This window comes from Pseudomonas sp. 29 (genome assembly GCF_002754355.1).
Taxonomy (GTDB): Bacteria; Pseudomonadota; Gammaproteobacteria; order Pseudomonadales; family Pseudomonadaceae; genus Aquipseudomonas; species Aquipseudomonas neuropathica.
Window position 1 is genome coordinate 1,287,453 of sequence record NZ_PEEY01000001.1, and the last position, 26,358, is coordinate 1,313,810.

A 26,358-nucleotide genomic window follows, 5' to 3' on the forward strand; every position below is an offset into this window, starting at 1 on the left:
ACCGACGCACCCTCCTCGCAGCGAGCCTTCATGAACCACAGCCTCGATATCAGCCATCGCGATCCCGATCTGTTTGGCCTGCTCTACGGCTTTCGTTTCCTGCCCGGCGAACGTGGCCGCGAAGTCGACTCGGCGACAGCGTTGCGCTGCTTGCAGGACGATAACGACACGGGCGAATTCCTTTGGCTGCACCTCAATCTGGCGCACGCGGCGTGCGAGCGCTGGATGAAAAGTCATCTGCAATTGCCCGAGGAGTTTTTCGAAGCGTTGCACGAAGGTTCGCGGTCGACGCGCATCGAGCATGTCGACTCGGCGTTGCTGGCGGTGGTCAACGATGTGGTGTTCAACCTCAGCAGCATGGTCTCCTCGGACGTGTCGACGCTGTGGGTCTGTGTGCGCAGCAAACTGATCGTCAGTGCGCGTCTGCAACCGCTGCACTCGGTGGATAAATTGCGCTCGTCGGTGAAGGCCGGCGAGCGTTTTCGTTCGCCCTCGGAATTGCTCGTGCATCTGCTGCGCGATCAGGGCGAAGTACTCACGCAGATCGTGCGCAAGACCAGCATGAGCGTCGATCAGGTCGAGGACGAATTGCTCTCCTCGCGGCTGTCGACCAACCGTGCCGAACTCGGTGCCAATCGCCGTGTGCTGGTGCGGCTGCAACGGCTGCTGGCGCTGGAGCCGGGTTCGCTGTTGCGTCTGCTCAACCGGCCGCCGCCCTGGTTGCAAAAGGAGGACGTCAAGGAGCTGCGCAAATCCACCGAGGAGTTTGCGCTGATCATCAACGACCTCACTGCGCTGGGTGAGCGGATCAAACTGTTGCAGGAAGAGATCGCCGCCAACCTCAACGAACAGAGCAACCGCACGCTTTTCACCCTGACCGTGGTGACGGTACTGGCGCTGCCGATCAACATCATTGCCGGTTTTTTCGGAATGAATGTGGGCGGGGTGCCGTTGTCGCAAGATCCGGAAGGGTTCTGGATTCTGGTTGCACTGGTGGCGACGTTTACCGTGATCGCCGGGCGGTGGGCGTTTCGTAAAAGAGGCGATTACTGACCACAAAACGCATTGCCACCGCAGGCCCAATGTGGGAGCGAGCTTGCTCGCGAAGACGGAGTGTCAGGCTCCATCATTGTCGGATGACACACCGCTTTCGCGAGCAAGCTCGCTCCCACAGGGATCTTCTTCAGTCTTCGGATCAGCGGTGGAGCTAAAACCCCAAACACTGACATGGCGCAGTCTCTCTGTAACATTCTGCAACGATCATGGGCGACATTCCTTCCCTCGCTCAGGATTGTCCGCTCATGGCTACTCCCTCCCTGACCGCCAGCCCTGCGTCCGCCGCCAGCGGCAGGCCAGCCCTCGACAAGAAAACCGGCCCGTTCACCTACGTGATCTTTTTCGCGGTGCTGGCGATGGGGATGCTGTTCACCGCCTACAGCCTGATGCACGACATGCACGAACTCGGCACGGTGGTCACCGCGTGGACGCCGTTCCTGCTGCTCGGTGTGGCGCTGCTGATTGCCTTGGGTTTCGAGTTCGTCAACGGTTTCCACGACACCGCCAACGCCGTGGCGACGGTGATTTACACCCACTCGCTGCCGCCGAATGTGGCAGTGGTCTGGTCGGGGTTCTTCAACTTTCTCGGCGTGTTGCTTTCGAGCGGCGCGGTGGCGTTCGGCATCATCGCGTTGCTGCCGGTGGAGTTGATTCTGCAGGTCGGTTCGTCTGCCGGTTTCTCGATGATTTTCGCCCTGCTGATCGCGGCGATCCTGTGGAACCTCGGCACCTGGTGGCTCGGTTTGCCGGCATCGTCTTCGCACACGCTGATCGGTTCGATCATCGGCGTCGGCGTGGCCAATGCCTTGATGCACGGCCGCGACGGCACAAGCGGTGTCGATTGGGCGCAGGCGACCAAGATCGGTTACGCCTTGCTCCTGTCGCCACTGGTGGGGTTCGGCTGCGCGGCGCTGTTGCTGCTGGCGCTGCGTGCATTCGTGAAGAATCGCGCGCTGTACAAGGCCCCTAAAGGCAACACCCCGCCGCCGTGGTGGATTCGCGGTTTGCTGATTCTGACCTGCACCGGCGTGTCCTTCGCCCACGGCTCCAATGACGGCCAGAAAGGCATGGGCCTGATCATGCTGATTCTGGTCGGCACATTGCCGATGGCCTACGCCTTGAACCGCACCATGCCCGAAGAACAATCGCTGCAGTTTGCCGCCGTGGCGCAAGTCACCCAGCAAGCGCTGGTGAAAAGTGCCCCGCTGCCGACGCCGGCCGATCCGCGTGCGGTGCTCTCCGATTACGTGCGCAGCAAGGACGCCACGCCGCAACTGATCCCCGCCCTCGCCGCCCTCACCGGGCACATCGGTGAAGAAGTCAAAGGCTACGGCTCGCTGGCGAAAGTCCCGGCCGAAGCCATGGGCAACGTGCGTAACGACATGTACCTGACCAGCGAAAGCATTCGCCTGATGGACAAGAACAAGGTCGGCAATTTCGACGCTGACACCAGCAGCAAACTGCAATTGTTCAAGCAGCAGATCGACAACGCCACACGGTTTATTCCGCTGTGGGTGAAGATCGCCGTCGCCATCGCGCTCGGGTTGGGCACCATGGTCGGCTGGAAGCGGATTGTGGTGACGGTCGGCGAGAAGATCGGCAAGACCCACCTGACCTATGCCCAGGGCGCCTCGGCGGAAACCGTGGCGATGTTGACCATCGGCGCGGCGGACATGTTTGGCTTGCCGGTGTCGACCACGCATGTGTTGTCTTCAGGGGTAGCCGGGACCATGGTCGCCAACGGTGGCGGGTTGCAGATGAAGACCATCCGCAATCTGTTGATGGCGTGGGTGCTGACACTCCCCGCCGCCATTCTGCTGTCAGGCAGCCTCTACTGGCTGTTCACCCAGATCTTCTAATCACCACAACTCCCCTTGTGGGAGCGAGCCTGCTCGCGAAAGCGGTGGATCAGTCAACTCTGAATTGACTGACACGCCGTCTTCGCGAGCAAGCTCGCTCCCACATTGGTTTTGTATTCAGGTTCAGAGCGCGGAGCGAATCAGATCGCCCAGCCAATCCATAAACACTCGCACCCGCAACGGCAAATGCCGTTGCCGCGCATACAACAATGAAATCCCCATCGCCGGCGCGGTGAATTGCGGCAGCACGGTGACCAGTTCGCCGTTTTCCAGATGCGGTTGCATGCCGGTGCGCGGCACCTGCGTCAGACCAAAACCGCCCAGGCACGCCGACTCGTAAGCGTCAGTGCTGTTGACCGTAATGCTGCCAGCCATCGGCAAGCGTTTAACCTGACCGCCCTCCTCGTACACAAAACCTTCCGAACGCGAACCGAGCACGCCGACGTAATGCACCAGTCGATGCTGCGCCAGATCCTCAAGGGTTTGCGGCACACCGTAGCGCTCAAGGTAGGCGGGGCTGGCGCAGTTGACCATGGGGAAGTCACCGAGATGTCGCGCGACCACCGATTGATCCGGCTGCGCGCCAATCCTCACCACGCAATCGAAGCCTTCGCTAAGCAAGTCCACGCGGCGATCGGTGCTGCTGATTTCCAGCTCCAGGTTCGGATGACGCTCCATGAATTGCGGCAGGCGCGGCATGATCAGACGCCGCGCGAGAATGTTCGGCATGTCGACCCGAATGCGCCCGGTCAGCGACGCCTCGTCCTGGCGGAACAAGCCCTCGATCTCGTCCATGTGCGAGAGCAGGTCCTTGCTGCGCTCGTACAACACCAGCCCGTCCTGCGTCGCCTGCACCTTGCGTGTGGTGCGTTGCAGCAGACGCGTGCCGAGCAGGGTTTCCAGCGCTTGCACATGTTCGGACACGGTCGAGCGCGGCAAGCCAAGGCTCTCGCCCGCGAGGGTAAAACTCGACAGTTCGCTGACCCGGACGAAGGTGCGCAGCAGTTCCAGTTTGTTCATAAGGCACCTATGGATTGTTCGGCTGAGCCGATCAGTGATTCCGTTTTCAACCTGTTTATCACCCCTTGGCGGACAAATAAACTGAGCCCATCACCACTCACCGCAATCGAGGAAGCCTCCATGAATCGCAAAATCGCATTGATCACCGGCGCCAGTCGCGGCTTGGGCAAAAACGCCGCCCTGCACCTCGCCGCTCAGGGCATCGACATCATCGGCACCTACCACAGCCGCGCCGATGAAGCCCAGGCGCTGGCAACCGAACTGCAGGCACTCGGCGCGAAAGCCGTGATGCTGCAACTGGACGTCGGCCGCAGCGAAAGCTTTGCCGATTTCGGTACACGTGTTGAGCAGGCGTTGCAGCAGACGTTTGACCGTCAGCGTTTTGATTTCCTGATCAACAATGCCGGGATCGGCGTGCATGCGCTGTTTGCCGAGACCACCCCGGAGCAGTTTGATTTGCTGATGAACATTCAGTTGAAAGGGCCATTCTTCCTGACCCAGCAGTTGCTGCCGCTAATCAACGATGGCGGGCGGATCATCAATATTTCCAGCGGCCTGACCCGTTTCAGTCTGCCGGGTTACGGCGCCTATGCGGCAATGAAAGGCGCGATGGAAGTGCTGACCCGTTATCAGGCCAAAGAGCTGGGGGCCCGGCAGATCGGCGTGAACATTCTCGCCCCGGGCGCCATCGAAACTGACTTCGGCGGTGGCGCCGTAAGAGACAACTCGGCGCTGAATGCAATGGTCGCCAGCAACACCGCGCTGGGCCGTGCCGGGCAGCCGGATGACATTGGCGGGGCATTGGCGTTGTTGCTGTCGCCGGGGGCGCAGTGGATCAATGGTCAGCGGGTCGAGGCATCCGGCGGCATGTTCCTCTAACCAACGCTGAAATACTTTCCCTGGTAGGAGCTGCCGAAGGCTGCGATCTTTTGATGTTGCCCTTGAAGATCAACAGTAAAAGATCGCAGCCTTCGGCAGCTCCTACACGGGGGTGGTGTTAGCCTTGGCAAGCGTTACGGGTCATGAAGCGCTCACGTACCACGTCATAACCCCAGTGATAAACATAGGTGTACGGCAGGAAAAACAGCAACACGCCGATGTCGAGCAAAAACGCCTGCCACAGGCTGACCGACAGCCACCAGGCAATCAGCGGCACGCCCATCACGATCAAGCCGCCTTCAAACAGCAGCGCGTGCACCACACGTATCCAAGCGTTGTGCGCGACGTTCATGCGTTCCAGCATCCGGTCGAAGAAACGGTTGAACACCACGTTCCAGCCCAGCGCCAGCAACGCGATCAACACGGTCACCGCGCCCATTTCAAGCATCGGTTTTTGCATGATCCACGCCAGCAACGGGGTGCAGATCAGGATGGCCAGCAGTTCGAAACCAACGGCCTGGAAAATACGTTCAGTGATCGATTTGTGGGCAGTCATGGCCTGACTCCTTGAGTGAAGAAGGTTGCCATGATCTATGCTCGCATCGATACTTCATAACCAATAACCATCGATCAAGGCGATAGTTGATGATCTCGCAGGAAGTGCTGTTGGCGTTTGTCCAGGCGGCGACCCAAGGCTCGTTTTCGGCAGCGGCGCGCAAACTGGGGCGCAGTCAGTCGACCATCAGCGCGGCGGTGGCCAGCCTTGAGATCGATCTGGATCTGGTGCTGTTCGATCGCAGCAGCCGCAAACCAACCCTGACGCCGGCCGGGCATGTGATGCTGCAACGCGCCGAGGCGATTCTGGCGGCCAGCAGTCGTCTGGAAATGACTGCGCGGCAATTGTCCCAAGGCGTCGAGCCGAAGCTGACCGTGGCGATTTCCGACACTTATCAGTCGTACCGTTTTGAAGCGGCGCTGGTCGGGTTTGAGCAGCGTTATCCGGATCTGGAGCTGGAATGCCTGATCGCCGAATGCGATGACCTGATCGAGCTGGTGCAGCGCGGTCGTGCGCATCTGGCCTTCGCCGAGATGCAAGAGAACTACCCACCGGACCTGGCAACGTCGACGGTGGCCGAGCGCACGGAAATCGCCCTGTTCGTCAATCGCGATCACGCGCTGGCCAAGCTTGATCACGTTGATCAACACGTCCTGGAACAGCACCGTGAATTGCGCCTGGCGACCATCGTCAATCCTTACGACAGTCGCGGCAAAGGTCGGGTGTGGTCGGCACCGAGTTATCTGATGTTGCTGGAAATGGCCGAGAAAGGTTTTGGCTGGGCGCCGTTGCCGCGTTGGCTGGCGCAGCGTTTTGGCAATGATTTGTTGGTGGAGTTGAAGGTGCGCGGCTGGCCTAAGCCGGTGTTTGTTGATGCGTTGTGGTCGCGGCTGTATCCGCCGGGGCCGGCGGGGAGCTGGTTGTTGAGCAAGATGCTGGAATAGCGGCGCGCCTAATCGCTAGCCGGCATGAAGCCAAAAGCCCCTCACCCCAGCCCTCTCCCGGAGGGAGAGGGGGCCGACCGAGGTGTCTTGCGTCATACATCGACCTGAGAGACCGAGTCGATTATGGATTCATTGGATATGAGCTCAAAAGCCCCTCACCCGAGCCCTCTCCCGGGGGGAGAGGGGGCCGACCGCATTGTGTTGCGTCATACATCGACCTGAGAGATCGAGTCGATTATGGATTGATTGCTGCGTTATATATGGTCGTGAAATTTGGGTCGATTATGGATTCACCGCTGAGCGTTCAGGTCGGCGTACTTCTACAGCATCCCCCAATCAGTCCCCTCTCCCCCTGGGAGAGGGCTAGGGTGAGGGCAATTCCAGTGCCGAAAGCCGCCCTTCAATAAACCGCCGCTCTGGCTCCTGCCGCGTCAATTCCAACGCTCGAAGATACGCCAACCGCGCCTCCGCCACCCGACCCAACTGCCGACAAAACTCCGCCCGCGCCGAATGCGCCAAGTGGTAATCCTGCAACTCGCCGCGACCCAAAATCCCTTCAATCAGATTCAAACCGTTCAGCGCCCCATCCCGCTTGGCAACCGCCACCGCCCGGTTCAACTCGATCACCGGCGAAGGCACCGCACGCAACAGCACGTCATACAAACCAACGATCTGCTCCCAATCCGTCTCCCCCGCCGACGGCGCCTCAGCATGAACCGCCGCAATCGCCGCCTGCAAACAATATGGCCCAAAGCGCCGCGTGGTCAGCGCATGCTCGACCAGCGCACATCCCTCAGCAATCAACCCGGCATCCCACAGTGAACGGTCCTGATCATCCAATAGCACCAGTTCACCACTCGGCGAAGTGCGCGCCGACCGTCGCGACTCGTGCAACAGCATCATCGCCAGCAGCCCCATCACCTCCGGCTCCGGTAGCAATTCCATCAACAGTCGGCCAAGCCGTATCGCCTCGCGGGTCAGATCTTCACGGATCAACTCGGCCCCGCACGACGCCGAATACCCTTCGTTGAACACCAGATAAATCACCCGCAACACGCTATCGAGGCGCTCGGGCAGTTCGCTCAGGCTCGGTACTTGATAGGGAATTTTCGCGTCACGAATCTTCGCTTTGGCGCGCACGATGCGCTGGGCAATCGCTGCCGGCGCGGAGAGAAAGGCGCGGGCGATTTCCTCGGTGGTCAGGTCGCAGACTTCGCGCAAGGTCAGCGGCACTTGCGCATCCGCCGCCAGCGCCGGGTGGCAGCAGGTGAAGATCAGCCGCAGGCGATCGTCTTCCACGTCTTCGCCACTCCAGTCGGCCTGTTCCAGTTCTTCCAGCTGCGCCAACAACAATGGCTGCGAGGCCTTGAACCGCGCGCGGCGGCGCAACACATCAATTGCCTTGAAGCGCCCGGTGGACACCAGCCAGGTGCGCGGGTTGTCCGGCACGCCGTCGCGCTGCCAGCGTTCGACCGCGACGAAGAACGCCTCGTGCAAGGCTTCTTCGGCGAGGTCGAAATCACCCAGCAAGCGAATCAGCGTCGCCAGGATCCGCCGCGACTCTTCGCGGTAGACCTGCTCGACCCGCGCCTTGACCTCAGACATTCAGCTGCCGCACCGGTCGTACTTCCACGCTGCCCACCCGCGCGGCCGGAATATTGCCGGCAACCTGAATCGCTTCGTTGAGGTCCTTGGCGTCAATCAGGTAGAAACCGGCCAATTGCTCCTTGGTTTCGGCGAACGGGCCGTCGGTGATCGACAGTTTGCCGTTGCGCATACGCACCGTGGTGGCGGTCTGCACCGACTCCAGCGCCTCGGCGGCGACCATTCGCCCGCTGCCCTGAATCGACTCGGCGTAGGCCCAGCACTCGGCGTCTTCCGGGCTGTCGAGCGACGAGTGCAACAAGTGTTCATCGCTGTAGACCAGGCATAAATACTTCATGGCGTTCTCCTGAATCGGACGGTTCAACTATGGCTGAAGATCAAGGAGTCACATCGAACAGGGTCGCGCCGCTCATCGGATCGAACGGCGCCGACCAGTGTTCGTGGACGATTTTCCATGTCCCGCCAACCTGCCGATAGCAAGCGGTGACGCGCATCCAGCAGCTCTGGGTTTCGCCCTTGTCATTGGTGCCGCCGCAATTGGCCACCCAGTGGGCGAAGGCGATGCTGTCCGCGCTTTCGATGGCGATTTCGTGGAACTCGAAAATGTGCGGGCCGGGGCACATTTCCATGCACTCGACCCAGTGCGCGCGGTAGGCGGCTTTACCCTTGAATTGCAGGGCCTTGATCGCGTCGAAGGAGACGATGTCGTCGGCGTACAACGCCATGACTTTCTCCACGTCCTTTTTCATGACGGCTTCGCGGTAGGTGTTGATCAGAGTCTGGATCTCGGTTTGTGCGCTCATGGTGTTCTCCGTGTTTTTGTTGTGAAGACACCCTTAGTCGTTCGGCACTTGAGCTGATCGACAGGCGAAACAAAAAATTTCCGCAGAAGACAAAATCGCTAGAATCCGAGCCTCATCTCATCTTTGTAGGAAAAAGGAAATTCCCGTGTCAGCCCAACTCGTGCCGTACGACAGCCTTAACACCTTGCAGCGTGAGCAAGTCGAGGCGATTGAAATCCATGCCGAGCAGATCAAGTTCTCCGGCGATATCCATGGGGCTTTGCACACCCTGCTGTCGAAACCCGGACCGGGTGTGAAGGGTTTTGCGCTGCTGGCGGATGAAGTACCCGTGGCGTTTCTGTTGCTCAAGCGCCCGCCAGTGTTGCCGGCCTGGGCCGATGAACACAGCGCCACCCTGCATGCGTTGCAGGTCGATCGCCGCGCTCAGGGCAAGGGTTACGGCAAGGCGTGTCTGCAAGCGTTGCCCGACGTTGCACGTCAGGCGTGGCCGGAGATCAAAGGACTGGAATTGTCGGTGGACGCGGATAACGACGCAGCCATCGCGCTGTATGCCAAACACGGCTATGTCGACAGCGGCGAAGCGTACAAGGGCCGGATCGGTTACGAACGGCGCATGGGCCTGTTTTTCTAAGTCATCGAGGGAAGCACGATGATCGACTCAATCGAAGCACTGGAAGCGATTTACGGACTGCCGCATGAACGAGCGCTGCGCAAGCAGATCGGTTTTCTCAACGAGGATTATCAGGCAATGGTGCGCCTGTCGCCGCTGGTGATTGTCAGCTCGATGGGCACCGATGGCCTGGATAATTCGCCGCGCGGTGACAAAGCCGGGTTTGTGCGGATCATTGACGAACGCACGCTGGCGTTGCCCGATCGCCCAGGTAACAACCGCATCGATACCCTGCGCAATGTGTTGCACGATTCGCGGGTGTCGTTGTTGTTCATTATTCCGGGGATTGGCGAGACGTTGCGGGTCAATGGTACGGCGGTGATTAGTGCTGAGCCGCAGTTGCTGGAAAGCTTTGCGGTGAACGGCAAACCGGCGAAAACGGTGTTGCTGGTGACGGTGGAAGCGGCGTTCTTTCATTGCTCGAAAGCGTTCGTCCGCTCGGATGCGTGGAACCCGGAAACCCATCTGCCGCGCTCCGCCCTGCCCTCTGCTGGCGCCTTCCACAAACGTCTGAATGACGGCCAGTTCGACGCCGAAACCTACGACCGCGAAGCACCGAAACGCGTAACCGACACCCTCTACTGACACTCCCGTAAATGATCGTTCCCACGCTCTGCGTGGGAACGATCAGTATCGGGCTGGTTTTAGAGGGTAAGGATCATCTCGTGCCACGCCATGCCGCCGTGGTCGGACTCAGACGGTTTGATGTAGGCAAAACCAAACCCGGCATACAACGGGATATGCTTTTCCTTGCACATCAGATGAATCGTCGCCTTGTCCATCCCGCGCATGCGCTCGATGAACTCGCCCATCAAGCGCTTGGCCAAACCCTGCCCCTGATAATCCGGGTGCACCACCACGGACATGATCACCACGTTCGGCCCTTTCGGGTCGTGGCCGATCAATTCCTTGAACGCCTCGTCCGACATCTGCACATCAAACGCCGCGCCAGAATTGACGAAGCCTGCCACCACGCCCTCCACTTCGGCGACGACAAAACCTTCCGGCCAGGTGGCAATGCGCGTGGCGATCTTCTCGCGGGTGGCCGCTTCGTCACCTTCGTAGGCAACGGTTTCGATGGCGTAGCAGCGGTCCAGGTCGGCGGCGGTGACGTTGCGGATAACGGTGTTCATGGCGGCTCGGAAATCGGCAGAAGAAAGTGCCGAAAGCATAAAGGAATAAGGCCTGCATATCGATGCGCAAGGGCGGCGTAAAGCCTGCGTATAAGTGCTTTTCTTCGGGTTCGCGGCGGGCTATTTCTCAGGTGTGTCTCTGATCACCCTTGGGGGAAACCGTTTATGAGCAGCGTTGAAATCGGCATGTTGATGGTGTTGGGCATCAGTACGTTCGGCTTTATCACTCTGGGCATCGACCTGTTGCGGGCGCGACGGTTGGGCAAGAGTAAACGCGGTTGAAAACCATGAGGCGGATCAGTGATCCGCCTCATGTCTGTTGGTTCAGCCCTTGGTATCGACCGGCACGCAGATTTCCAGTTTGCCGGTGTGCAGCCGCGGATTGAAATCGGCGCTATAGCGCTCCAGTTCCGGGGCATTGAGCTCTACGTAGTGCGAGGTCGGCAGCCAGGTCTTGTAGATGTATTGCAGGGTTTGCGGCAGCTGTTCGAGCGGCCCCTTGTGCTCGAACACCGCGTATTGCCGAGGCAGCACTTCGACCCACTGGTAGACCTTCTGGTCGAGGTCATCGAGCTTGCTGATTTCCACCCCGGCGATGTAATCGAAGCCGCCCTTGCCGTCGAAATTGCTGCAGACACCGTAGGTCACTTCGTTCTTTTGCCCCTGGATTTTTCCCAGGTGCGGCAAGAACTTTTCCCACAGCGCCGGAATGTCCTTGGCTGTGTCTTGGGTAAATCGACCGCGAAAACCTGCAATCAGCAAGAAGTGTCCATGTTCGAAGCGAGGTTCAGCCACTTCGACGCGTTTTTGCTCATCCATGACTCGACTCCTGGAACAAAAAAAGGGGTTCGGCTGGGAGTATAGAAAGCCCGATCCAAATCGCACGGTTACAGCGCGTGCAACTGCTCGACGGCGCCCGAACCGACAAATTCGTTGTAGCCAGATACGATCACGTACACCGCGAAATAGCAGAAGATCGCTGCAGATGCCATGTAGGAATAGCGTAATAGCTTATCGCCCAAGAGCTTGCCGCCATGGCTCGCAGCGAAGCACAAACCGGCGGACCACAGCAGTCCGGCGCAGAGGAACCCACCGAGGAACAGCGCCGAACTCAAAGGACCGCCACCACCGGAACGCGCAATCAAGGTGCCGCCCACCGCCGCGAACCAGAGAATCGCGCTCGGCGACGACATGGCGAGAAATATCCCCCGGAAGAACTCTTTGCGATGGGAGTTCTGCCCCACTTTCGCCGTCTCGGCCAGCAGCGCTTCGTGATGGATCGCCGAGTAAATCATCTTCGCCGCAAAGTAGATCAGCAGCGCCGAACCACCAATCCACAGCACCCAGCGCACTGTTTCGTATTGCAGCAAAACCGTCATGCCCGCCAGCGCCAGCACCGCGTAAATCAGGTCGCCGACACAGGTACCGAGGCCCAGCGCGAAGCCCTGAAAGTAACCGCGCTGCATCGCCAGGGTGATCATGGCGATGTTGGCCACGCCGATATCCAGGCACAGCGAAAGGCTCAGCAAGAAGCCGCTGGTGAATTCCATCTACCGATTTCCTTGGGCAAATATGTTTGAAAAACGCGCTGGACAGTATGCCATCACAGCCCTTATCTTCCGCCACAGGTCACCGCAGTGACCAGCGTCGCTCGGACGGTTCCGGGCGCTTACGTTATCCGAGGCAACAATGGCTGAACAAGGTTCGCCGCGCCGCTTTGCGCGCATAGATCGACTCCCCCCTTACGTTTTCAACATCACCGCCGAGCTGAAAATGGCTGCCAGGCGTCGTGGTGAAGACATCATCGACCTGAGCATGGGCAACCCCGACGGCGCCACGCCGCCGCATATTGTCGAAAAACTTGTCCAGGTTGCCCAACGCGAAGACACCCACGGTTACTCCACGTCAAAGGGCATTCCGCGCCTGCGCCGGGCCATTTCCAACTGGTACAAGCAACGCTACGAGGTCGACATCGACCCGGAAAGCGAAGCCATTGTCACCATCGGTTCCAAGGAAGGCCTGGCGCATTTGATGTTGGCAACCCTGGATCAGGGCGACACCGTATTGGTGCCAAACCCGAGCTACCCGATTCACATCTACGGTGCGGTGATTGCTGGTGCCCAGGTGCGTTCGGTGCCGCTGGTGCCGGGCGTGGACTTCTTCGACGAACTGGAACGGGCCATTCGCGGTTCGATTCCGAAACCGAAAATGATGATCCTCGGCTTCCCATCGAATCCGACCGCACAGTGCGTGGAACTGGACTTCTTCGAACGGGTGATCGCCCTCGCCAAGCAGTACGACGTGCTGGTAATTCACGATCTGGCGTACGCCGACATCGTCTACGACGGCTGGAAAGCCCCGTCGATCATGCAAGTGCCGGGCGCCAAGGACATTGCTGTGGAGTTTTTCACCCTGTCCAAGAGCTACAACATGGCCGGCTGGCGCATCGGTTTCATGGTCGGTAATCCGGAACTGGTCAACGCTCTGGCGCGGATCAAGAGCTACCACGACTACGGCACCTTCACCCCGCTGCAAGTCGCGGCGATTGCCGCGCTGGAAGGCGATCAGCAGTGTGTGCGCGACATCGCCGAGCAGTATCGCCAGCGCCGCAACGTGCTGGTCAAAGGCCTGCATGAGCTGGGCTGGATGGTTGAGAATCCGAAGGCGTCGATGTACGTCTGGGCGAAGATTCCTGAGCAGTACGCGCATCTGGGTTCGCTGGAGTTTGCCAAGAAACTGCTGGCCGAGGCCAAGGTCTGCGTCTCGCCGGGGGTGGGTTTTGGTGAGTATGGCGACGATCACGTGCGCTTTGCGCTGATCGAAAACCAGGACCGCATACGTCAGGCGGTGCGCGGGATTCGCGGCATGTTCCGGGCGGATGGCCTGAGTCCAAAAACTTCCGCCTGACACCTATCCCCTGTGGGAGCGAGCTTGCTCGCGAAGGCGTCGTGTCAGCTAAATCAATGCTGACTGACCCACCGCTTTCGCGAGCAAGCTCGCTCCCACATTGGTTTTGTGTGTAGCGAAGAAATCATCACCCACAAAAAAACCGCATCGCTGCGGTTTTTTTGTGCCTGCGTGAAGCTGCTTAAACGAACAGCGACAGCAGCAGGATAAAGCCCAACGCAACGATGGACAGGATGGTTTCCATCGCCGTCCAGGTCTTGAACGTCTCGGCCACGGTCATGTTGAAGTACTGCTTCACCAGCCAGAAACCGGCGTCGTTCACGTGGGACAGGATCAGCGAACCGGCGCCGGTGGCCAGTACCAACAGCTCACGGTTAACGCCCGGAATCATCCCCACCACCGGCACGACAATGCCCGCGCCCGTGATGGTCGCCACAGTCGCCGAACCGGTCGCGATACGGATCACCGCCGCCACCAGCCACGCCAACAGGATCGGCGAGATCTGCGCGCTGACCGCCATGTGGCCAATCACGTCGCCCACACCGCTGGTGACCAGCATCTGCTTGAAGCCACCGCCAGCACCGATGATCAGGATGATCGCAGCGGTTGGCGCCAGGCTCGCGTCGAGCCACTTGAGCATCTGCTGGGAACCGATGCCCTGCTTGTGGCCGAAGGTGTACAGCGACAGCAGCAACGCCAGCAGCAGTGCCGAGATCGGGTGACCGATCATGTCCATCCAGGTGCGGAAGAAGTGACCGTCCGGCAGCGCCACGTCAGCGAAGGTTTTCAGCAGCATCAGGAACACCGGCAACAGCACGGTGATCAGGGTGATGGTGAAGCTCGGCAGCTTGGCCGAGTCGTCGTTTTCGCGGGCCAGTTGATCGACCAGTTCCTGATTCGGGTGACCCGGAATGTGCTTGGCGATGAACGTACCGAAGATCGGACCAGCAATGATCGCGGTCGGCAGCGCAACGATCAGACCGTAGAGAATGGTCTTGCCGATGTCAGCGCCAAACACGCCGATGGCCAGCAGCGGACCCGGGTGCGGTGGCACCAGACCGTGCACGGCGGACAGACCAGCGAGCAGTGGGATACCGATCTTGATGATCGACACGCCGGTGCGGCGCGCAACGATGAACACCAACGGAATCAGCAGGACAAAGCCGATTTCGAAGAACAGCGGGATGCCCACCAGAAACGCGGCGAACATCATCGCCCACTGGACTTTGTCTTTACCGAACGCACGGATCAGGGTCTGGGCGATCTGATCCGCCCCGCCCGATTCGGCCATCATTTTGCCGAGCATGGTGCCCAGCGCAAGGATGATGCCGACAAAACCGAGCACGCCACCGAAGCCGTCCTGGAACGCTTTGATGATGGTGCCGATCGGCATGCCCGACGTCAAGCCGAGGAACGCGGCGGCGATGGTCAGGGAAATGAACGGGTGAATCTTGAATTTGGTGATCAGGATAATCAGGCCGATTACCGTGACCACTGCATCGAGCAGCAGGTAGGCGTCGTGGGACATGCCAAACATTGGGGGTGTCTCCTGGATTGTTGTTGTTATTAAAGCGGGTTAAACAGAAGTCGGAAGGACAGCGCTATCTCTTTCAACACACTCATACCGCCTGCTTCAGACCGTGGGCCTGCCACCAGACGTGAGCCTGGGACGCCAGCTCTTCAACGCTGTGGATCGAAGCATTCAACGCCAACGTCAACGGCTCACCCTTCGGCGATTCGAGGGTGGCGAACTGGCTTTCGATCAACGTCGCGGGCATAAAGTGGCCCGGACGGTGGGACACACGTTCAGCGGCAACTTCAGGGGTCAATTCAAGAAACACGAAACCCAGGCCCGGCAAGGCGCTGCGCAACACTTCGCGATAACTGTGTTTAAGGGCCGAGCAAGTCAGCACCGGGCGTTTGCCCAGCGCGTCGACGCGACGCAGTTCATCGCACAGGCTGTCGAGCCAGCCGGCACGGTCGTCGTCGTTCAGGGGGATCCCCGCGCTCATCTTTTCGATGTTCGCGGCCGGATGGAAAGTATCGCCTTCAATGGCAGTGGCGCCGCTCAATTGGCACAGGGCCTCGCTGACGCACGTCTTGCCGCAACCGGCAACGCCCATGATGACCAGGGCGGTGATGGGATGACTCATATAACACCTCAGCGCGCAGACAGCGCTACCTTTGCTAGCTATGACTCTAGTGCACAGGCAGAAGTTGCCGACGCCTTCTTGTCGTTTTTTTGGGTTGCAGCAGGTTTGTTCCCAACGCCAAAAAGCGAAGATCAGGCAGGACCTCGCTTACGCATTTACAGCTGCATCAGGACAGCGCTACCTTAGTGCCTTGATTTTTGTTTGGCAAGCCGCCCGATGACCTCCCCTAAAAACGATAAAAACACTCGCACCACCGGCCGTCCCACCCTGAATGAAGTTGCCCGCCTGGCCGGTGTCAGCCCGATTACTGCCTCCCGGGCCTTGCGCGGTGTCAGCACCGTGGCCACTGACCTTGTGGAAAAAGTCCAGAAAGCCGCGCTCGAACTCAACTACGTGGTCAACCCTGCCGCCCGCGCATTGGCCTCGGCGCAGAGCCATTCGGTGGTGGTTCTGGTGCCTTCGTTATCCAACTTGCTGTTCATCGATACGCTGGAAGCCATTCATCGGGTACTGACGCCCAAAGGCTTCGAAGTGCTGATCGGCAACTTCCACTATTCACGTGATGAAGAAGAAAACCTGCTGCGCAACTACATGGCCTATCAGCCGCGTGGATTTTTGCTGACCGGGTTTGATCGCACGGAAAGTTCACGACGAATGATCGAGGCGAGCAATATTCCCTGCGTGTACATGATGGAACTGGACAGCGCTGCCGGAGTGAATTGCGTAGGGTTCTCGCAACTGAGTGCCGGTGAAACGGCGGCCGAACATTTGCTTTCGCGTGGGCGCAAGCGTCTGGCTTACATCGGTGCGCAACTTGATCAGCGCACCTTGTTGCGCGGTGAAGGCTTTCGCAAAGCGTTGCAAAAGGCCGGACGTTACGACCCGGATCTGGAAGTACTGACGCCTCGTTCTTCATCGGTGGGCTTGGGCGGGGAGTTGTTTTTGCAATTGCTCGCGGCGCATCCGGACGTTGATGCGATCTTCTTCGGTAACGATGACCTGGCGCAGGGGGCGTTGCTGGAGGCGCTGCGCAACGGCATCAAGATTCCTGAGCAGGTAGCGATTCTCGGTTTCAACGACTTGCCAATGTCCGAACACATGGTGCCGCGCCTGAGCAGCATCAACACCCCGCGTGAAGCGATTGGCCGGCGCGCGGCGGAGCAGATGCTGACGTTGATGGCCGGTAACAGCGTGGCGCGTCCGGTGGAAGACATGGGCTTTGAACTGAAGATTCGCGAAAGCACCTGACAACAGGTAACCGATCGTTCCCACGCTCTGCGTGGGAACGATCAACCGCCCAACAATTCGACGAGGGCATGCGCGCCCTTCTGCAATGGCTGGCTCTTGAGCCACACCGCATGCACCGGCATCACCAGTCCGTTTTCGATGTTGCGGAAATTCAGGCGTTTCAGCCGTCCTTTGTCCAACCGTGCCTGCACCACCGACAGCGGAAAATTACCCCATCCCAACCCCGCCTCAACCATTTCCATCGCCGTCTCAAGGCTGTCGGTGCGCCAATACGACTCCGCCACCAACGGCCGCGTTTCACTGATCGGCAAGTCACGACTGGCGACGATGATTTGCCGTACATGCACCAGATCCTCAAGAAACAGATCCTGACCCCGCAACAACGGACTGTCCGCCGCCAGGGTGGCAATCATCCGTTCGCTGCCGACAAACTGAAAACGCTCCAGCACATTCATGCTCAATCCGGCGAACGCCAGGCACAGGCTGACGCGGCCGCTGTGCAGCATCGCCAACACGTCGTCCTGCGGTGCGGTCAGCACTTCGATATCGAGCAACGGATGGTGCTCGGCGATCACCTTGATCGCCGCCAGCAAACGGCGCCGGTCGATGTCCGCGACTACGCCGATCGACAACTTGCTCTCCAGCCCCAACGACAGTTCCACCGCATGCACTTGCAACTGCTTGAGTTGCTCGGCAATCAGCCGCGCGTGTGGCACCAGCGACAGCGCCATTGCCGTGGGTTGTGGTTCGCGATGGCTGCGGTCGAACAGCAGATAACCGAGTTCCGCCTCAAGGTTGCCGATGCCCATACTTACGGCCGACGGGACTTTGCCCAGCGCACGCGCCGCCGCCGAAAACGAGCCGCGTTCGATTACGGCAAGAAACAGCTCGATGCTGTCACTGTTGAAATTCACTTTGCACACCTATCAACAAAACTGAAAGCTACTGACTTTTTCTGTCAGCTCTATTGAAGCTATCTTTTGCCGCCTTCGCCAGTCCCGCTGGCCAACAAACGGCAAGAAAGAGGCAACTCCCCATGCAAGGCGTCAAACGCAAACTGGTCTATGTGTCGCTCTATGAAGTGATCGGCATGACCTTCTCCGCCCTCGGTCTGGCGCTGTTGTCCGGCACTTCACCGGGCAGCACCGGGCCACTGGCGGTGATCATCACCACCATCGCCGTGACCTGGAACTTCATTTACACCTCGTTGTTCGAGCACTGGGAAAGCCGCCAGCAATCGCGCACGCGCACAGTGAAACGCCGTATCGCTCATGCGGTGGGCTTTCAACTGACGCTGATCGTGTTTCTGATTCCGTTGATCGCGTGGTGGATGAACATCAGTCTGGTGCAGGCGTTTCTATTGGATCTGGCGCTGATCATTTTCATCCCCTGCTACACGTTTGCCTTCAATTGGCTGTTTGACCGGATTTTCGGGCTGCCAGCCTCGGCGCTACCGGATTCGGCGGCTGCGGCATAAATCGTTAATTCGTAAGCAGATATTGTGAGAATTCAGCGGTTTATCTGTTTAATCCGCCGATATTCACAATCCGTGAACTCCGATAGCAGGCTAAGCTTTTCCATCAATAAAAAATGGACCAGCCCATGACTGCACACGCCCCCGCCGCCGCGCAAAGCGACGGCATCGACCCGATCCGCGCCGCTCAGGTGTCCGCCCGCATCGATCGCCTTCCGGCGGTCGCGACGATCTGGCGGCTGGTGGCGCTGCTGTCGATCGGTGGATTTTTCGAACTCTACGACCTGTTCCAGACCGCTTACATCAGCCCCGGGCTGATCCGCGACGGGATCTTTGCCACTGGCAATCAGGGCGTGTTCGGTTTCTCTGATCAAGCGGCGTTTGCCTCGGCAACGTTTCTCGGCCTGTTCCTCGGCGCCAGTCTGCTCAGCCCATTGGCGGATCGTTTCGGCCGCCGTGCGATCTTCACCTTCGCGCTGGTCTGGTACACGGCGGCGACGGTGTTGATGGGGATTCAGAGTTCGGCGCTGGGTATCATCTGCATGCGCTTTCTGGTTGGCATTGGCCTGGGCATCGAGCTGGTCACCATTGATGCTTACCTCTCGGAACTGGTGCCGAAACGCATGCGCAGTTCAGCCTTTGCCTTCGCGTTTTTCGTGCAGTTCCTGTCGGTGCCGGCGGTGGCATTGATGTCGTGGTGGCTGGTGCCGCAAGCGCCGTTCGGGGTCTCCGGCTGGCGTTGGGTGGTGCTGGCCAGCGCGGTGTTTGCGCTGTTTATCTGGTGGCTGCGCAAACGTCTGCCGGAATCGCCGCGCTGGCTCGCGCAGCATGGCCGCTTTGAGGAAGCCAACCGGATTCTCGACCACATTGAAACCCGTTGCCAGAAGGACTACGGCAAACCGCTGGACGCCCCCGAAGCCGTGCCCGTCGACGTCGAAGGCAAGGGCCGTTTTGCCGATATCTGGCAGCCGCCGTATCGCCGCCGCGCGTTGATGCTGATCGTGTTCCACATCTTCCAGGCAATCGGTTTCTTCGGTTTCGGCAACTGGCTGCCGGCGCTGCTGTCCGGTCAGGGCGTCAGCGTCACTCACAGTTTGATGTACGCCTTCATCATCACCCTCGCCTACCCGCTCGGGCCGCTGCTGTTCGTCAAGTTCGCCAACCGCTTCGAGAACAAATGGCAGATCGTCGGTTCGGCCCTCGGCGCGATGACCTTCGGCACCTTGTTCGCCCTGCAGACCAGCGCATTCGGGCTGATCTTCTGCGGGGTGATGATCACTTTCTGCAACGCCTGGCTGAGTTTCAGCTATCACTCGTACCAGAGCGAATTGTTCCCGACCAACATCCGCGCGCGCGCCGTGGGTTTCTGTTATTCGTTCAGTCGCTTGTCGACAGTGTTCAGCAGCTTGTTGATCGGCTTGTTTCTCGACAATTTCGGTACGCCGGGGGTATTGGCGTTTATCGTCAGCAGCATGCTAATCGTGATGCTGACCATCGGCTGGTTCGGCCCGCGCACGCGCAATCTGGCGCTGGAAAACATCGCTCATCGCTGATGGACAACGGTCATCCTCTGCCGCTTATCGGCAAGGGATGACCGCCACGAATACCTGACTGATGATCAAGCTGTTGAAATAAAAGGATTTATTCAAAAGGCACGGTAATTGCTCCGATACGCGAGTCAGCAATTACCTACAGGTCTACACGTCATGTTGATCAGTGCCAAACAACAGCAAATCATTCACCTGCCCAAAGCGCTGAATGACGATGCCACCACCACGGCAGCCGCCGGTCTGCAAGGTGGCCTGCACGGCGCCATGCTGCAAACCCTGCAAAACCAGACCCAGGCGCAAACCGCTGAAGCCACTGCCAAGGTGCAGGACTCGGCGACGCAGATCGCCACCCAGCAAGTCAGCGAAGCCACACGCATCAGCGATAACGTCGACGAAGCGTTCGCCAAGACCCGCGTGAACCTGCAATCGACCGACGCCACCAGCACCTCAGCGACATCCGCCACCGACGAGTTCAAGGACTACATGAGCAAGACGCCGGAACAGCGTCTGCGCGACAGTATCCTGCAGTCCATGGGGCTGACCGAAGACGACATCAAAGCCATGCCGCCGGAGAAACAACTGGCCATCGGCAAAGAGATCGCCGAGCGCTTGCAGGACAAGATGAAGTTGGCGCAGGCGGAAAAAGACAACGATGTGAAGGACAGTGACAAGCAGGCCAACAAGTTTCTTGCTGCGCTCTGATCTTCAAGTCACCCGAAATCAAATGTGGGAGCGAGCCTGCTCGCGAAGGCGGTGTATCAGTGAAATTTCCACCTACTGACACATCGCTTTCGCGAGCAAGCTCGCTCCCACATTGATTGTATCCAGCTGAAGAAATCAGTTCAGTTGCAGGGTCTCATTGAACTGACTGATCGCGTCCACCACATGCCGCGAGCCCTGCTGAATTTCCAGAATCACCTCCCCCGCCTCATTGGCCAGCTCAACCCCGAGCCCGGTGCGGCTCAGACTTGATTGCATACTCGACACCGCACTCAGCGACAGGTCATGGTTTTTGCGCACCACCTCGACAATCTCCAGCGTCGCCTGACTGGTGCGCGCCGCGAGGCTACGCACCTCGTCCGCTACCACGGCAAAACCGCGCCCGTGTTCCCCGGCCCGCGCCGCTTCAATCGCCGCGTTGAGCGCCAGCAAGTTGGTCTGATCGGCAATGCCGCGAATGGTCTGAACGATGGTGCCGATGATGTCCGACTGTTTGCTCACTGCATCGATGCTGGCGGCAGCTTCGTTGAGGTCGCGGGAGATGTCCTGAATGATCTGCACGGTTTGCTGCACGACCTGTGAGCCTTTTTGCGCGCAGGCGTCGTTTTGTACCGAGGTGCTGTGGGCCGATTCAGCAGCGTTCTGCAGCGTGGTCATCTGATGGGTGATGTCGCTGGCGAACTTGACCACTTTGTACAAGCGGCCCTTGGCGTCGAACAACGGGTTGTACGAAGCTTCGAGATAAACCATCTGCCCCGACTTGTTCTTGCGCTCGAAACGGTGCGAGTGATATTCGCCGCGGTTGAGCGAGGCCCAGAATGCCTTGTACTGCGCGGACTCGGCTTCGGCGCGATGGCAGAACAGACTGTGATGATGGCCGACGATTTCGTTGAGCGAGTACTGCATGGTCTTCAGAAAGTTGTCGTTGGCGGCGATAACATTACCTTCCGGGGTGAACTCGATCACCGCCATCGAGCGGCTGATCGCTGCCAGCATGCTTTCTTCTTCGTGTTCTTTATTCACTCGGGCGGTGATGTCGGCGGCCACTTTGATCACGCTCTGGACCTGTTTGTCCGGGCCATACACCGGCATGTAACTGGCTTCGAGCCAAACTTCCCTGCCGGCCTTGTTCAAACGCAGAAAAGTCCCGCTGATCGGTTCACCACGGGCCAGGTCACGCCACAGCTTTGCGTATTCCTCACTGCGGTAGAACATCTCTTCACAAAACACCCGATGATGTTTGCCACGCACTTCATCGGCGCTGTAGCCCATGGTCTTGCAAAAATTTTCATTGGCATCCAGAACGATGCCGTCAGGGGAGAACTCGATCATTGCCATCGAGCGGCTGATCGCAGCCAACTTGGCGTTGGCCTCGGTCAGGGCGCAGCTGAAGCGCTCGATTTCCTGCAGGTCAGCCTTGTGATGTAGGTTGAACATGGTTGTATCACCTTCCGCGCGGACTTTTGATTTGATGAAAGTTCAGTTCTTTCACGATCCACCACTACGTTCCACAGAACAGGCACACGCATTCCTCCACGGGAGGAAGTTGTCAGGTGATAAATGATGATCAATCGGAGCGTCCATGCAGCGACGCTCTAATCAAGACATCCTTCTCTTGATAGCCCGCACGCGGGCCAGCCCTAACGCGTTGAAGAACTTCCATGTAAGCGACGCTCCTTGTTGGTTCAGTGTCGGTGCCTTGGGTTGCGCACTCTGGCAGCATGAATTCACGGACTAACGCTGTGCGTCCGGCAAGTTTTGACATGACGGTCGACATAGTTAGTTACGAGAAGCATAGCCAGTGCCAAGACCTGCGCAAGGCCACTAGTCGGCCAGTATCTGGCACTTTTTGCACAAGAAACGGTTCAGCGCGGGGAGAATTGTTGGCGGGGCGGACGTTTTCGCGAGCAAGTTCGCTCCACATTGGAATGCGTCTCTCCTGTGGGAGCGAGCCTGCTCGCGAAGGCAAAAGTTGTAGCGCTACAAAAACAACAGCGGAATCAGCAGCAAGGTGCTCAAGGCACGGCCCAGCCAATGACTATTAAGAACAATAGCGAACCAGCCGCCATAGACGCCGATCAGTAACAGCCAGGTCGGCCACTCGGTACGGGCAGTGAAACGTTGGCGCAGGGTTTCGACCTGCTGACGATAGGCGGCGTCGAAGTAATGGGGCATGGCGTTGCTCGGAACGGGATTCTTGCCCATCTGTGCAACGACGCTGCGCAATCTTGCAGATTATTTTCAGGTTCAGGCAGGAGCCCGAGAACCGGGCTCCGGAAAGGCGTGATCAATGGCCGAAGATGTCGACTTTCTTGGCTTTCTTCTCCGCGCGCTTTTCAATCGCGGTCTTGGCCGGTTTCTTCTTCGCGGCTTTCTTTGAATCCATACCTTTGGACATGATGCGTACTCCACTCACAGGGGATGTGAGGTCAGGTATACACCTATCCAGAGCCGTGCGTTCTTTTATAATCGGCGCTTTACACGCCGACAGTCCGATCCCATGCCCGACACTCAATACAGCCTGCTCGACGAGTCGCTTTGGCCGTTGATGAACAAGTTTTACCGCAGCCACCAGTCCTCGATGAAAGCGGTTCGCGAGGCACAGTTATGGGTGGCGCGGCGCGGAGAGATTGTGGGCGCGTTGTGCTTGCGGCCAGTGTCCGGCGGGCATTGGTTGACCGGGTTGTTCGTTGATCCGGGGTGTCGTGAACAGGGCGTTGCCGCAAAGCTGATTGCAGCGGCGGTGCAGGATGTGAGCGAGCCGGTGTGGCTGTTCTGCCATCCGGATTTGCGCGGTTTTTATGAGCGACGCGGGTTCACGTTCGACCCGGCCCTGCCCCAGGCGATGGCGGAGCGCTTGAGCCGGTATGCGCGGAGCAAGCCGATGATTGCGATGGAGCAGGCCCCCTCCGCCTAACAAAACCCTGTAGGAGTGAGCCTGCTCGCGATAGCGGTGTGTCAGTCACCGAAAATGTCACTGACAGACCGCTATCGCGAGCAGGCTCACTCCTACAGGGGGGCGTGGTGTTCTCGGGGATCAATCGTCAGCTGTGGGATCAAGATCCGGGAACATCACTTCGGTAAAACCGAACTTAGTGAAGTCGGTGATCCGCGACGGGTACAACCGGCCGATCAGGTGATCGCATTCGTGCTGCACAACGCGGGCGTGGAAACCTGACGCGATACGCACAATCGGCTCGCCCTTCGGATCAAACCCTTCATAGCGAATCTGCTGATAACGATCCACCGCACCACGCAAACCCGGCACCGACAGACACCCTTCGAAGCCCTCCTCCATCAACGGACTCAACGGCGTGATCAGCGGATTGATCAGGATCGTCTGCGGCACCGCTTCAGCGTCCGGGTAACGTTCGCTGTGTTCAAAACCAAAGATCACCAGTTGCAGATCGACACCGATCTGCGGCGCCGCCAGGCCAACGCCACCGACGCTTTCCATGGTCTGGAACATATCGTCGATCAGTTGCCACAGCTCGGGGCTGTCGAACATCTCGACCGGCACGGGCGGGGCAATGCGCAGCAGGCGCTCGTCGCCCATTTTCAGAATTTCACGGATCATGATCAGACTTCGTCAGTGTCCGGCTTGAGCGAATGATCGCGGCCCAGGCCCGAGACGTGTTGTTTGGGATGTTCATCGAGTTCGCCGGGGACTTTCTCACCCGCATCCTTGCCCTCGCTGGACATGTGCTCGATCACCGCATTCATCTCGGCGCCGAGCAACAGCACCGCAGCGGAAATGTAGAAGTACAGCAACAGCACGATGATCGCCCCGATGCTGCCATACATCGCGTTGTAGTTGGCGAAGGTCTTCACGTAGAAGGCGAAACCCAACGAGGCGATGATCCACACCACCACGGCCAATACCGAACCGGGGGTGATGAAGCGGAATTCCTGTTTGACGTCAGGCATGACGTAGTAGATCAGTGCCACCGCGACCATCATCAGAATCACGATCACCGGCCAACGCGCGATGGTCCACACGGTGACGATGAAGTCTTCCAGCCCCACCTGCGCGGCGATCCAGCCCATCACCTGCGGCCCGAGCACCATCAGCGCAGCGGCCACCAGGAGCATGCCGGCAATGCCGACGGTGTAGACAATCGACAGCGGAAAACGCTTCCAGATCGGCCGGCCTTCGACCACGTCATACGCGGCGTTCATCGCGCTCATCATCAAGCGCACGCCCGCGGAGGCGGTGTACAGGGCGATAACGATACCGACGGAAAGCAGGCCACCCTTTGACTGCTGTAACTGGTCGATCACCGGGTTGACCTGCTCCAGCGCCTGCGGTGGCAGGACCAGTTCCGATTGCAGGCGCAGCCAGGAGAAAAAGTCCGGCAGGTGCAGGAAACCGATCAGGGCGATCAGGAACAGAATGAACGGGAACAGCGAGAACAGCATCTGGTAGGCCAGTGCCGAGGCATAGGTCGACATCTCGTCGTCGACGAATTCAGTGACCGTGCGCACCATCACCCGGTGCAGGGGCAGACCTTTCATGTCCGGAAAAATCATTCGCGTCTCCTTTCGCCGCAATACAGGTTGAAGTCGTGGCGACTCAGGGGCCGTTTTTTACATCACGGTAGCCTGTTTGGCGAACCTCGTCGGGTTACTGCAGGCTTTTGACACAAAAACGGCCATCCTTGGATGGCCGTTCATGTATTTCGTTCAAGGCTGAATTACGCCTTGTCGACGCCTTTTTTGACCGCGTCCTTGGCTTTGCCGACCGCTTGCTGGGCCTCACCTTTTTTCTCTTGAATCTTGCCTTCGGCTTGCAGCTTGGTGTTGTCGGTGGCTTTGCCGACGCCTTGCTTGATGTTGCCGACTGCTTCGTTGGCCATGCCTTTTACTTTATCGCCTGTGCTACTCATGGTGTTTCTCCTTGGTGCAATTAGGGGGAAAAGTCAGTACGTAATGATTGACTGGCCGGGTTTGCGCCAAGTTTCATTTATTTTCAGCGGCTCATTTCGTCGCGGCGTGCAGGTTGGGCTTTATGTTTGCGTGCGTAGCCCCGAGAATGCGCAACATATGGGCGTCAAGCGCCAGGAACCGATCCCGCAGGAATGTTATGAAACTCGATAAAACGCAGGCCATTGCCCGTCGCAACAAGGAACTGGGCGGCGCCGTGCTCGGCACCAACAACTGCCACTTCGCCGAACTGAACCGTAACCGCAACATCTGGTGGTTCGACCTGCCGGTGTCGCGTCTGGCCATCGGTCAGTACGAGTGGATTCACCTGCTGATGCACACGCCAGCCACTGACGAATTGCTGCACCTGAAAGTACCGACGGTATTTCTGCGTGAAAAGCTGGAGGGGCTGGTGATTCGCAACGAAGGCAAGCGCAAGGCGGCGTTGAGCCTGGAACTGAGTGCGGACAAGGATTCGTATCTGCAGGACATGCGTCCGGCGGGGACTAACGTAAATTTCGCGCCGTTTCGTCAGTAGGATTTGTGCAGCCCCCTTCCCCTCACCCTAGCCCTCTCCCAAGGGAGAGGGAACTGACCGAGGTGTCTGGATGAGCTGCACCGACCTGAGATATCGAGTCGAACTCAGGTTCTGAACAGCATGAAGATCTGCTCCCTTACCCATTGGGAGAGGGGACTGACCGAGGTGTCTGGATGAGCTGCACCGACCTGAGATATCGAGTCGAATTCGGGTTCTGAACAGCCCCCGTTCGGCTCCCTCTCCCTCGGGAGAGGGCTGGGGTGAGGGGTAGGCTCAACGCGAAATCCAAGCCCTGCCCCGCACCCAACAAAAAGCCCCGC

Annotated in this window: 28 protein-coding genes and 2 pseudogenes; 13 read left to right on the plus strand and 17 right to left on the minus strand. The window is 58.8% G+C overall.

Going from position 1 to position 26,358, the window contains the following annotated elements; all coding sequences use genetic code 11:
- Positions 1-30: 30 nt before the first annotated feature.
- Positions 31-1,053 carry a transporter gene (locus tag CLU80_RS06020; RefSeq protein ID WP_099756971.1) on the plus strand — a complete coding sequence of 341 codons (1,023 nt, stop codon included), beginning with the start codon at positions 31-33 and terminating at the stop codon, positions 1,051-1,053.
- Positions 1,054-1,301: 248 nt separating this feature from the next.
- Positions 1,302-2,915, plus strand: a complete 1,614-nt coding sequence (locus CLU80_RS06025) for an inorganic phosphate transporter (RefSeq protein WP_099756972.1) — start codon at positions 1,302-1,304, stop codon at positions 2,913-2,915.
- Positions 2,916-3,038: 123 nt separating this feature from the next.
- On the opposite strand, the gene CLU80_RS06030 is transcribed toward CLU80_RS06025, so the two are convergent.
- On the minus strand, positions 3,039-3,935 hold the full coding sequence (locus CLU80_RS06030; protein WP_099756973.1) for a LysR family transcriptional regulator: 897 nt from the start codon (positions 3,933-3,935) through the stop codon (positions 3,039-3,041).
- Between the two features lie 120 nt (positions 3,936-4,055).
- Between CLU80_RS06030 and CLU80_RS06035 the strand changes: the two genes are divergently transcribed.
- Positions 4,056-4,814, plus strand: a complete 759-nt coding sequence (locus CLU80_RS06035) for an SDR family NAD(P)-dependent oxidoreductase (protein WP_099756974.1) — start codon at positions 4,056-4,058, stop codon at positions 4,812-4,814.
- 118 nt (positions 4,815-4,932) lie between these two features.
- On the opposite strand, the gene CLU80_RS06040 is transcribed toward CLU80_RS06035, so the two are convergent.
- On the minus strand, positions 4,933-5,370 hold the full coding sequence (locus CLU80_RS06040; protein WP_093430434.1) for a multidrug/biocide efflux PACE transporter: 438 nt from the start codon (positions 5,368-5,370) through the stop codon (positions 4,933-4,935).
- Positions 5,371-5,459: 89 nt separating this feature from the next.
- On the opposite strand from CLU80_RS06040, the gene CLU80_RS06045 reads away from it, so the two are divergent.
- Positions 5,460-6,314: a LysR family transcriptional regulator gene (locus tag CLU80_RS06045; protein WP_093430435.1), complete on the plus strand. Its 855-nt coding sequence runs from the start codon at positions 5,460-5,462 to the stop codon at positions 6,312-6,314.
- A gap of 363 nt (positions 6,315-6,677) precedes the next feature.
- Here CLU80_RS06045 and CLU80_RS06050 read toward each other — a convergent pair whose 3' ends face one another.
- Genes CLU80_RS06050 through CLU80_RS06060 form a run of 3 tightly spaced genes read right to left on the minus strand, consistent with a single transcriptional unit; the run spans position 6,678 to position 8,722 of the window.
- Entirely contained in the window at positions 6,678-7,919 is a 1,242-nt protein-coding gene (locus CLU80_RS06050; RefSeq protein WP_099756975.1) for an RNA polymerase sigma factor, read from the minus strand.
- Complete coding sequence (locus tag CLU80_RS06055; protein WP_099756976.1) at positions 7,912-8,256, minus strand: YciI family protein; 345 nt, start codon at positions 8,254-8,256, stop codon at positions 7,912-7,914. Before CLU80_RS06055 ends, CLU80_RS06050 begins: the two co-directional genes overlap by 8 nt.
- A gap of 40 nt (positions 8,257-8,296) precedes the next feature.
- The gene (locus CLU80_RS06060) at positions 8,297-8,722 is read right to left on the minus strand and encodes a YybH family protein (protein ID WP_099756977.1); all 426 of its coding nucleotides are present in this window, start codon (positions 8,720-8,722) and stop codon (positions 8,297-8,299) included.
- Positions 8,723-8,867: 145 nt separating this feature from the next.
- Here CLU80_RS06060 and CLU80_RS06065 point away from each other — a divergent pair, with 145 nt between their 5' ends.
- Positions 8,868-9,353: a GNAT family N-acetyltransferase gene (locus CLU80_RS06065; RefSeq protein WP_099756978.1), complete on the plus strand. Its 486-nt coding sequence runs from the start codon at positions 8,868-8,870 to the stop codon at positions 9,351-9,353.
- 18 nt (positions 9,354-9,371) lie between these two features.
- A complete protein-coding gene (locus CLU80_RS06070; protein ID WP_099756979.1) occupies positions 9,372-9,977 on the plus strand; it encodes a pyridoxamine 5'-phosphate oxidase family protein in 606 nt (201 codons plus the stop codon).
- A 59-nt stretch (positions 9,978-10,036) separates the two neighbouring features.
- Here the strand turns inward: CLU80_RS06070 and CLU80_RS06075 are convergent, their stop codons facing one another.
- From CLU80_RS06075 to CLU80_RS06085, 3 genes are all read right to left on the minus strand, one after another.
- A complete protein-coding gene (locus tag CLU80_RS06075; protein WP_099756980.1) occupies positions 10,037-10,525 on the minus strand; it encodes a GNAT family N-acetyltransferase in 489 nt (162 codons plus the stop codon).
- A gap of 324 nt (positions 10,526-10,849) precedes the next feature.
- Positions 10,850-11,344, minus strand: a complete 495-nt coding sequence (locus CLU80_RS06080) for a GyrI-like domain-containing protein (protein WP_093430441.1) — start codon at positions 11,342-11,344, stop codon at positions 10,850-10,852.
- A gap of 68 nt (positions 11,345-11,412) precedes the next feature.
- Complete coding sequence (locus tag CLU80_RS06085; protein ID WP_099756981.1) at positions 11,413-12,075, minus strand: LysE family translocator; 663 nt, start codon at positions 12,073-12,075, stop codon at positions 11,413-11,415.
- 139 nt (positions 12,076-12,214) lie between these two features.
- On the opposite strand from CLU80_RS06085, the gene alaC reads away from it, so the two are divergent.
- Positions 12,215-13,432, plus strand: a complete 1,218-nt coding sequence (gene alaC, locus CLU80_RS06090; RefSeq protein ID WP_093430443.1) for an alanine transaminase — start codon at positions 12,215-12,217, stop codon at positions 13,430-13,432.
- Positions 13,433-13,613: 181 nt separating this feature from the next.
- Here the strand turns inward: alaC and CLU80_RS06095 are convergent, their stop codons facing one another.
- On the minus strand, positions 13,614-14,969 hold the full coding sequence (locus tag CLU80_RS06095; RefSeq protein ID WP_099756982.1) for a GntP family permease: 1,356 nt from the start codon (positions 14,967-14,969) through the stop codon (positions 13,614-13,616).
- 82 nt (positions 14,970-15,051) lie between these two features.
- Positions 15,052-15,585: a gluconokinase gene (locus CLU80_RS06100; protein ID WP_095048167.1), complete on the minus strand. Its 534-nt coding sequence runs from the start codon at positions 15,583-15,585 to the stop codon at positions 15,052-15,054.
- A 216-nt stretch (positions 15,586-15,801) separates the two neighbouring features.
- On the opposite strand from CLU80_RS06100, the gene gntR reads away from it, so the two are divergent.
- Positions 15,802-16,833, plus strand: coding sequence for an HTH-type transcriptional regulator GntR (gene gntR / locus CLU80_RS06105; RefSeq protein ID WP_093430446.1), 1,032 nt, complete (start codon positions 15,802-15,804; stop codon positions 16,831-16,833).
- A gap of 41 nt (positions 16,834-16,874) precedes the next feature.
- Here gntR and CLU80_RS06110 read toward each other — a convergent pair whose 3' ends face one another.
- On the minus strand, positions 16,875-17,747 hold the full coding sequence (locus CLU80_RS06110; RefSeq protein WP_099756983.1) for a LysR family transcriptional regulator: 873 nt from the start codon (positions 17,745-17,747) through the stop codon (positions 16,875-16,877).
- Between the two features lie 122 nt (positions 17,748-17,869).
- Here CLU80_RS06110 and CLU80_RS06115 point away from each other — a divergent pair, with 122 nt between their 5' ends.
- The 3 genes from CLU80_RS06115 (at position 17,870) to CLU80_RS06125 (ending at position 20,559) form a co-directional block, all read left to right on the plus strand.
- Positions 17,870-18,310 carry a PACE efflux transporter gene (locus CLU80_RS06115; RefSeq protein WP_034153370.1) on the plus strand — a complete coding sequence of 147 codons (441 nt, stop codon included), beginning with the start codon at positions 17,870-17,872 and terminating at the stop codon, positions 18,308-18,310.
- A 125-nt stretch (positions 18,311-18,435) separates the two neighbouring features.
- Complete coding sequence (locus CLU80_RS06120; RefSeq protein WP_099756984.1) at positions 18,436-19,860, plus strand: MFS transporter; 1,425 nt, start codon at positions 18,436-18,438, stop codon at positions 19,858-19,860.
- Positions 19,861-20,013: 153 nt separating this feature from the next.
- Positions 20,014-20,559, plus strand: a complete 546-nt coding sequence (locus CLU80_RS06125; protein ID WP_095048171.1) for a hypothetical protein — start codon at positions 20,014-20,016, stop codon at positions 20,557-20,559.
- A gap of 135 nt (positions 20,560-20,694) precedes the next feature.
- Here CLU80_RS06125 and CLU80_RS30590 read toward each other — a convergent pair whose 3' ends face one another.
- The 3 genes and pseudogenes from CLU80_RS30590 to CLU80_RS06135 all read right to left on the minus strand — a co-directional run.
- The gene (locus CLU80_RS30590; RefSeq protein WP_225919999.1) at positions 20,695-21,234 is read right to left on the minus strand and encodes a methyl-accepting chemotaxis protein; all 540 of its coding nucleotides are present in this window, start codon (positions 21,232-21,234) and stop codon (positions 20,695-20,697) included.
- Positions 21,235-21,237: 3 nt separating this feature from the next.
- Positions 21,238-22,014, minus strand: a pseudogene (locus tag CLU80_RS30595) (PAS domain-containing protein); the annotation flags it as partial.
- Between the two features lie 546 nt (positions 22,015-22,560).
- Positions 22,561-22,752 (minus strand): annotated as a pseudogene (locus tag CLU80_RS06135) (fatty acid desaturase); the annotation flags it as partial.
- 325 nt (positions 22,753-23,077) lie between these two features.
- Between CLU80_RS06135 and CLU80_RS06140 the strand changes: the two are divergent.
- Entirely contained in the window at positions 23,078-23,494 is a 417-nt protein-coding gene (locus CLU80_RS06140; RefSeq protein WP_099756986.1) for a GNAT family N-acetyltransferase, read from the plus strand.
- 120 nt (positions 23,495-23,614) lie between these two features.
- Here the strand turns inward: CLU80_RS06140 and def are convergent, their stop codons facing one another.
- From def to CLU80_RS06160, 3 genes are all read right to left on the minus strand, one after another.
- Positions 23,615-24,154 (minus strand): peptide deformylase, encoded by a 540-nt coding sequence (def, locus tag CLU80_RS06150; RefSeq protein ID WP_099756987.1) that lies wholly within the window; start codon positions 24,152-24,154, stop codon positions 23,615-23,617.
- Positions 24,155-24,156: 2 nt separating this feature from the next.
- Positions 24,157-25,107, minus strand: a complete 951-nt coding sequence (locus CLU80_RS06155) for a YihY/virulence factor BrkB family protein (protein ID WP_007917840.1) — start codon at positions 25,105-25,107, stop codon at positions 24,157-24,159.
- Positions 25,108-25,271: 164 nt separating this feature from the next.
- Complete coding sequence (locus CLU80_RS06160; RefSeq protein WP_093430455.1) at positions 25,272-25,463, minus strand: CsbD family protein; 192 nt, start codon at positions 25,461-25,463, stop codon at positions 25,272-25,274.
- A gap of 197 nt (positions 25,464-25,660) precedes the next feature.
- Between CLU80_RS06160 and CLU80_RS06165 the strand changes: the two genes are divergently transcribed.
- Positions 25,661-26,038: a hypothetical protein gene (locus CLU80_RS06165; RefSeq protein ID WP_007917843.1), complete on the plus strand. Its 378-nt coding sequence runs from the start codon at positions 25,661-25,663 to the stop codon at positions 26,036-26,038.
- Positions 26,039-26,358: the final 320 nt, after the last annotated feature.

Bases quoted from the DNA above. Each gene is read 5' to 3' on its own strand.
- CLU80_RS06020 (WP_099756971.1), top strand. From the start codon at position 31: ATGAACCACAGCCTCGATATCAGCCATCGCGATCCCGATCTGTTTGGC.
- CLU80_RS06025 (WP_099756972.1), top strand. From the start codon at position 1,302: ATGGCTACTCCCTCCCTGACCGCCAGCCCTGCGTCCGCCGCCAGCGGC.
- CLU80_RS06030 (WP_099756973.1), bottom strand. From the start codon at position 3,935: ATGAACAAACTGGAACTGCTGCGCACCTTCGTCCGGGTCAGCGAACTG.
- CLU80_RS06035 (WP_099756974.1), top strand. From the start codon at position 4,056: ATGAATCGCAAAATCGCATTGATCACCGGCGCCAGTCGCGGCTTGGGC.
- CLU80_RS06040 (WP_093430434.1), bottom strand. From the start codon at position 5,370: ATGACTGCCCACAAATCGATCACTGAACGTATTTTCCAGGCCGTTGGT.
- CLU80_RS06045 (WP_093430435.1), top strand. From the start codon at position 5,460: ATGATCTCGCAGGAAGTGCTGTTGGCGTTTGTCCAGGCGGCGACCCAA.
- CLU80_RS06050 (WP_099756975.1), bottom strand. From the start codon at position 7,919: ATGTCTGAGGTCAAGGCGCGGGTCGAGCAGGTCTACCGCGAAGAGTCG.
- CLU80_RS06055 (WP_099756976.1), bottom strand. From the start codon at position 8,256: ATGAAGTATTTATGCCTGGTCTACAGCGATGAACACTTGTTGCACTCG.
- CLU80_RS06060 (WP_099756977.1), bottom strand. From the start codon at position 8,722: ATGAGCGCACAAACCGAGATCCAGACTCTGATCAACACCTACCGCGAA.
- CLU80_RS06070 (WP_099756979.1), top strand. From the start codon at position 9,372: ATGATCGACTCAATCGAAGCACTGGAAGCGATTTACGGACTGCCGCAT.
- CLU80_RS06075 (WP_099756980.1), bottom strand. From the start codon at position 10,525: ATGAACACCGTTATCCGCAACGTCACCGCCGCCGACCTGGACCGCTGC.
- CLU80_RS06080 (WP_093430441.1), bottom strand. From the start codon at position 11,344: ATGGATGAGCAAAAACGCGTCGAAGTGGCTGAACCTCGCTTCGAACAT.
- CLU80_RS06085 (WP_099756981.1), bottom strand. From the start codon at position 12,075: ATGGAATTCACCAGCGGCTTCTTGCTGAGCCTTTCGCTGTGCCTGGAT.
- alaC (WP_093430443.1), top strand. From the start codon at position 12,215: ATGGCTGAACAAGGTTCGCCGCGCCGCTTTGCGCGCATAGATCGACTC.
- CLU80_RS06095 (WP_099756982.1), bottom strand. From the start codon at position 14,969: ATGTTTGGCATGTCCCACGACGCCTACCTGCTGCTCGATGCAGTGGTC.
- CLU80_RS06100 (WP_095048167.1), bottom strand. From the start codon at position 15,585: ATGAGTCATCCCATCACCGCCCTGGTCATCATGGGCGTTGCCGGTTGC.
- gntR (WP_093430446.1), top strand. From the start codon at position 15,802: ATGACCTCCCCTAAAAACGATAAAAACACTCGCACCACCGGCCGTCCC.
- CLU80_RS06115 (WP_034153370.1), top strand. From the start codon at position 17,870: ATGCAAGGCGTCAAACGCAAACTGGTCTATGTGTCGCTCTATGAAGTG.
- CLU80_RS06120 (WP_099756984.1), top strand. From the start codon at position 18,436: ATGACTGCACACGCCCCCGCCGCCGCGCAAAGCGACGGCATCGACCCG.
- CLU80_RS06125 (WP_095048171.1), top strand. From the start codon at position 20,014: ATGTTGATCAGTGCCAAACAACAGCAAATCATTCACCTGCCCAAAGCG.
- CLU80_RS30590 (WP_225919999.1), bottom strand. From the start codon at position 21,234: ATGACCACGCTGCAGAACGCTGCTGAATCGGCCCACAGCACCTCGGTA.
- CLU80_RS06140 (WP_099756986.1), top strand. From the start codon at position 23,078: ATGCCCGACACTCAATACAGCCTGCTCGACGAGTCGCTTTGGCCGTTG.
- def (WP_099756987.1), bottom strand. From the start codon at position 24,154: ATGATCCGTGAAATTCTGAAAATGGGCGACGAGCGCCTGCTGCGCATT.
- CLU80_RS06155 (WP_007917840.1), bottom strand. From the start codon at position 25,107: ATGATTTTTCCGGACATGAAAGGTCTGCCCCTGCACCGGGTGATGGTG.
- CLU80_RS06160 (WP_093430455.1), bottom strand. From the start codon at position 25,463: ATGAGTAGCACAGGCGATAAAGTAAAAGGCATGGCCAACGAAGCAGTC.
- CLU80_RS06165 (WP_007917843.1), top strand. From the start codon at position 25,661: ATGAAACTCGATAAAACGCAGGCCATTGCCCGTCGCAACAAGGAACTG.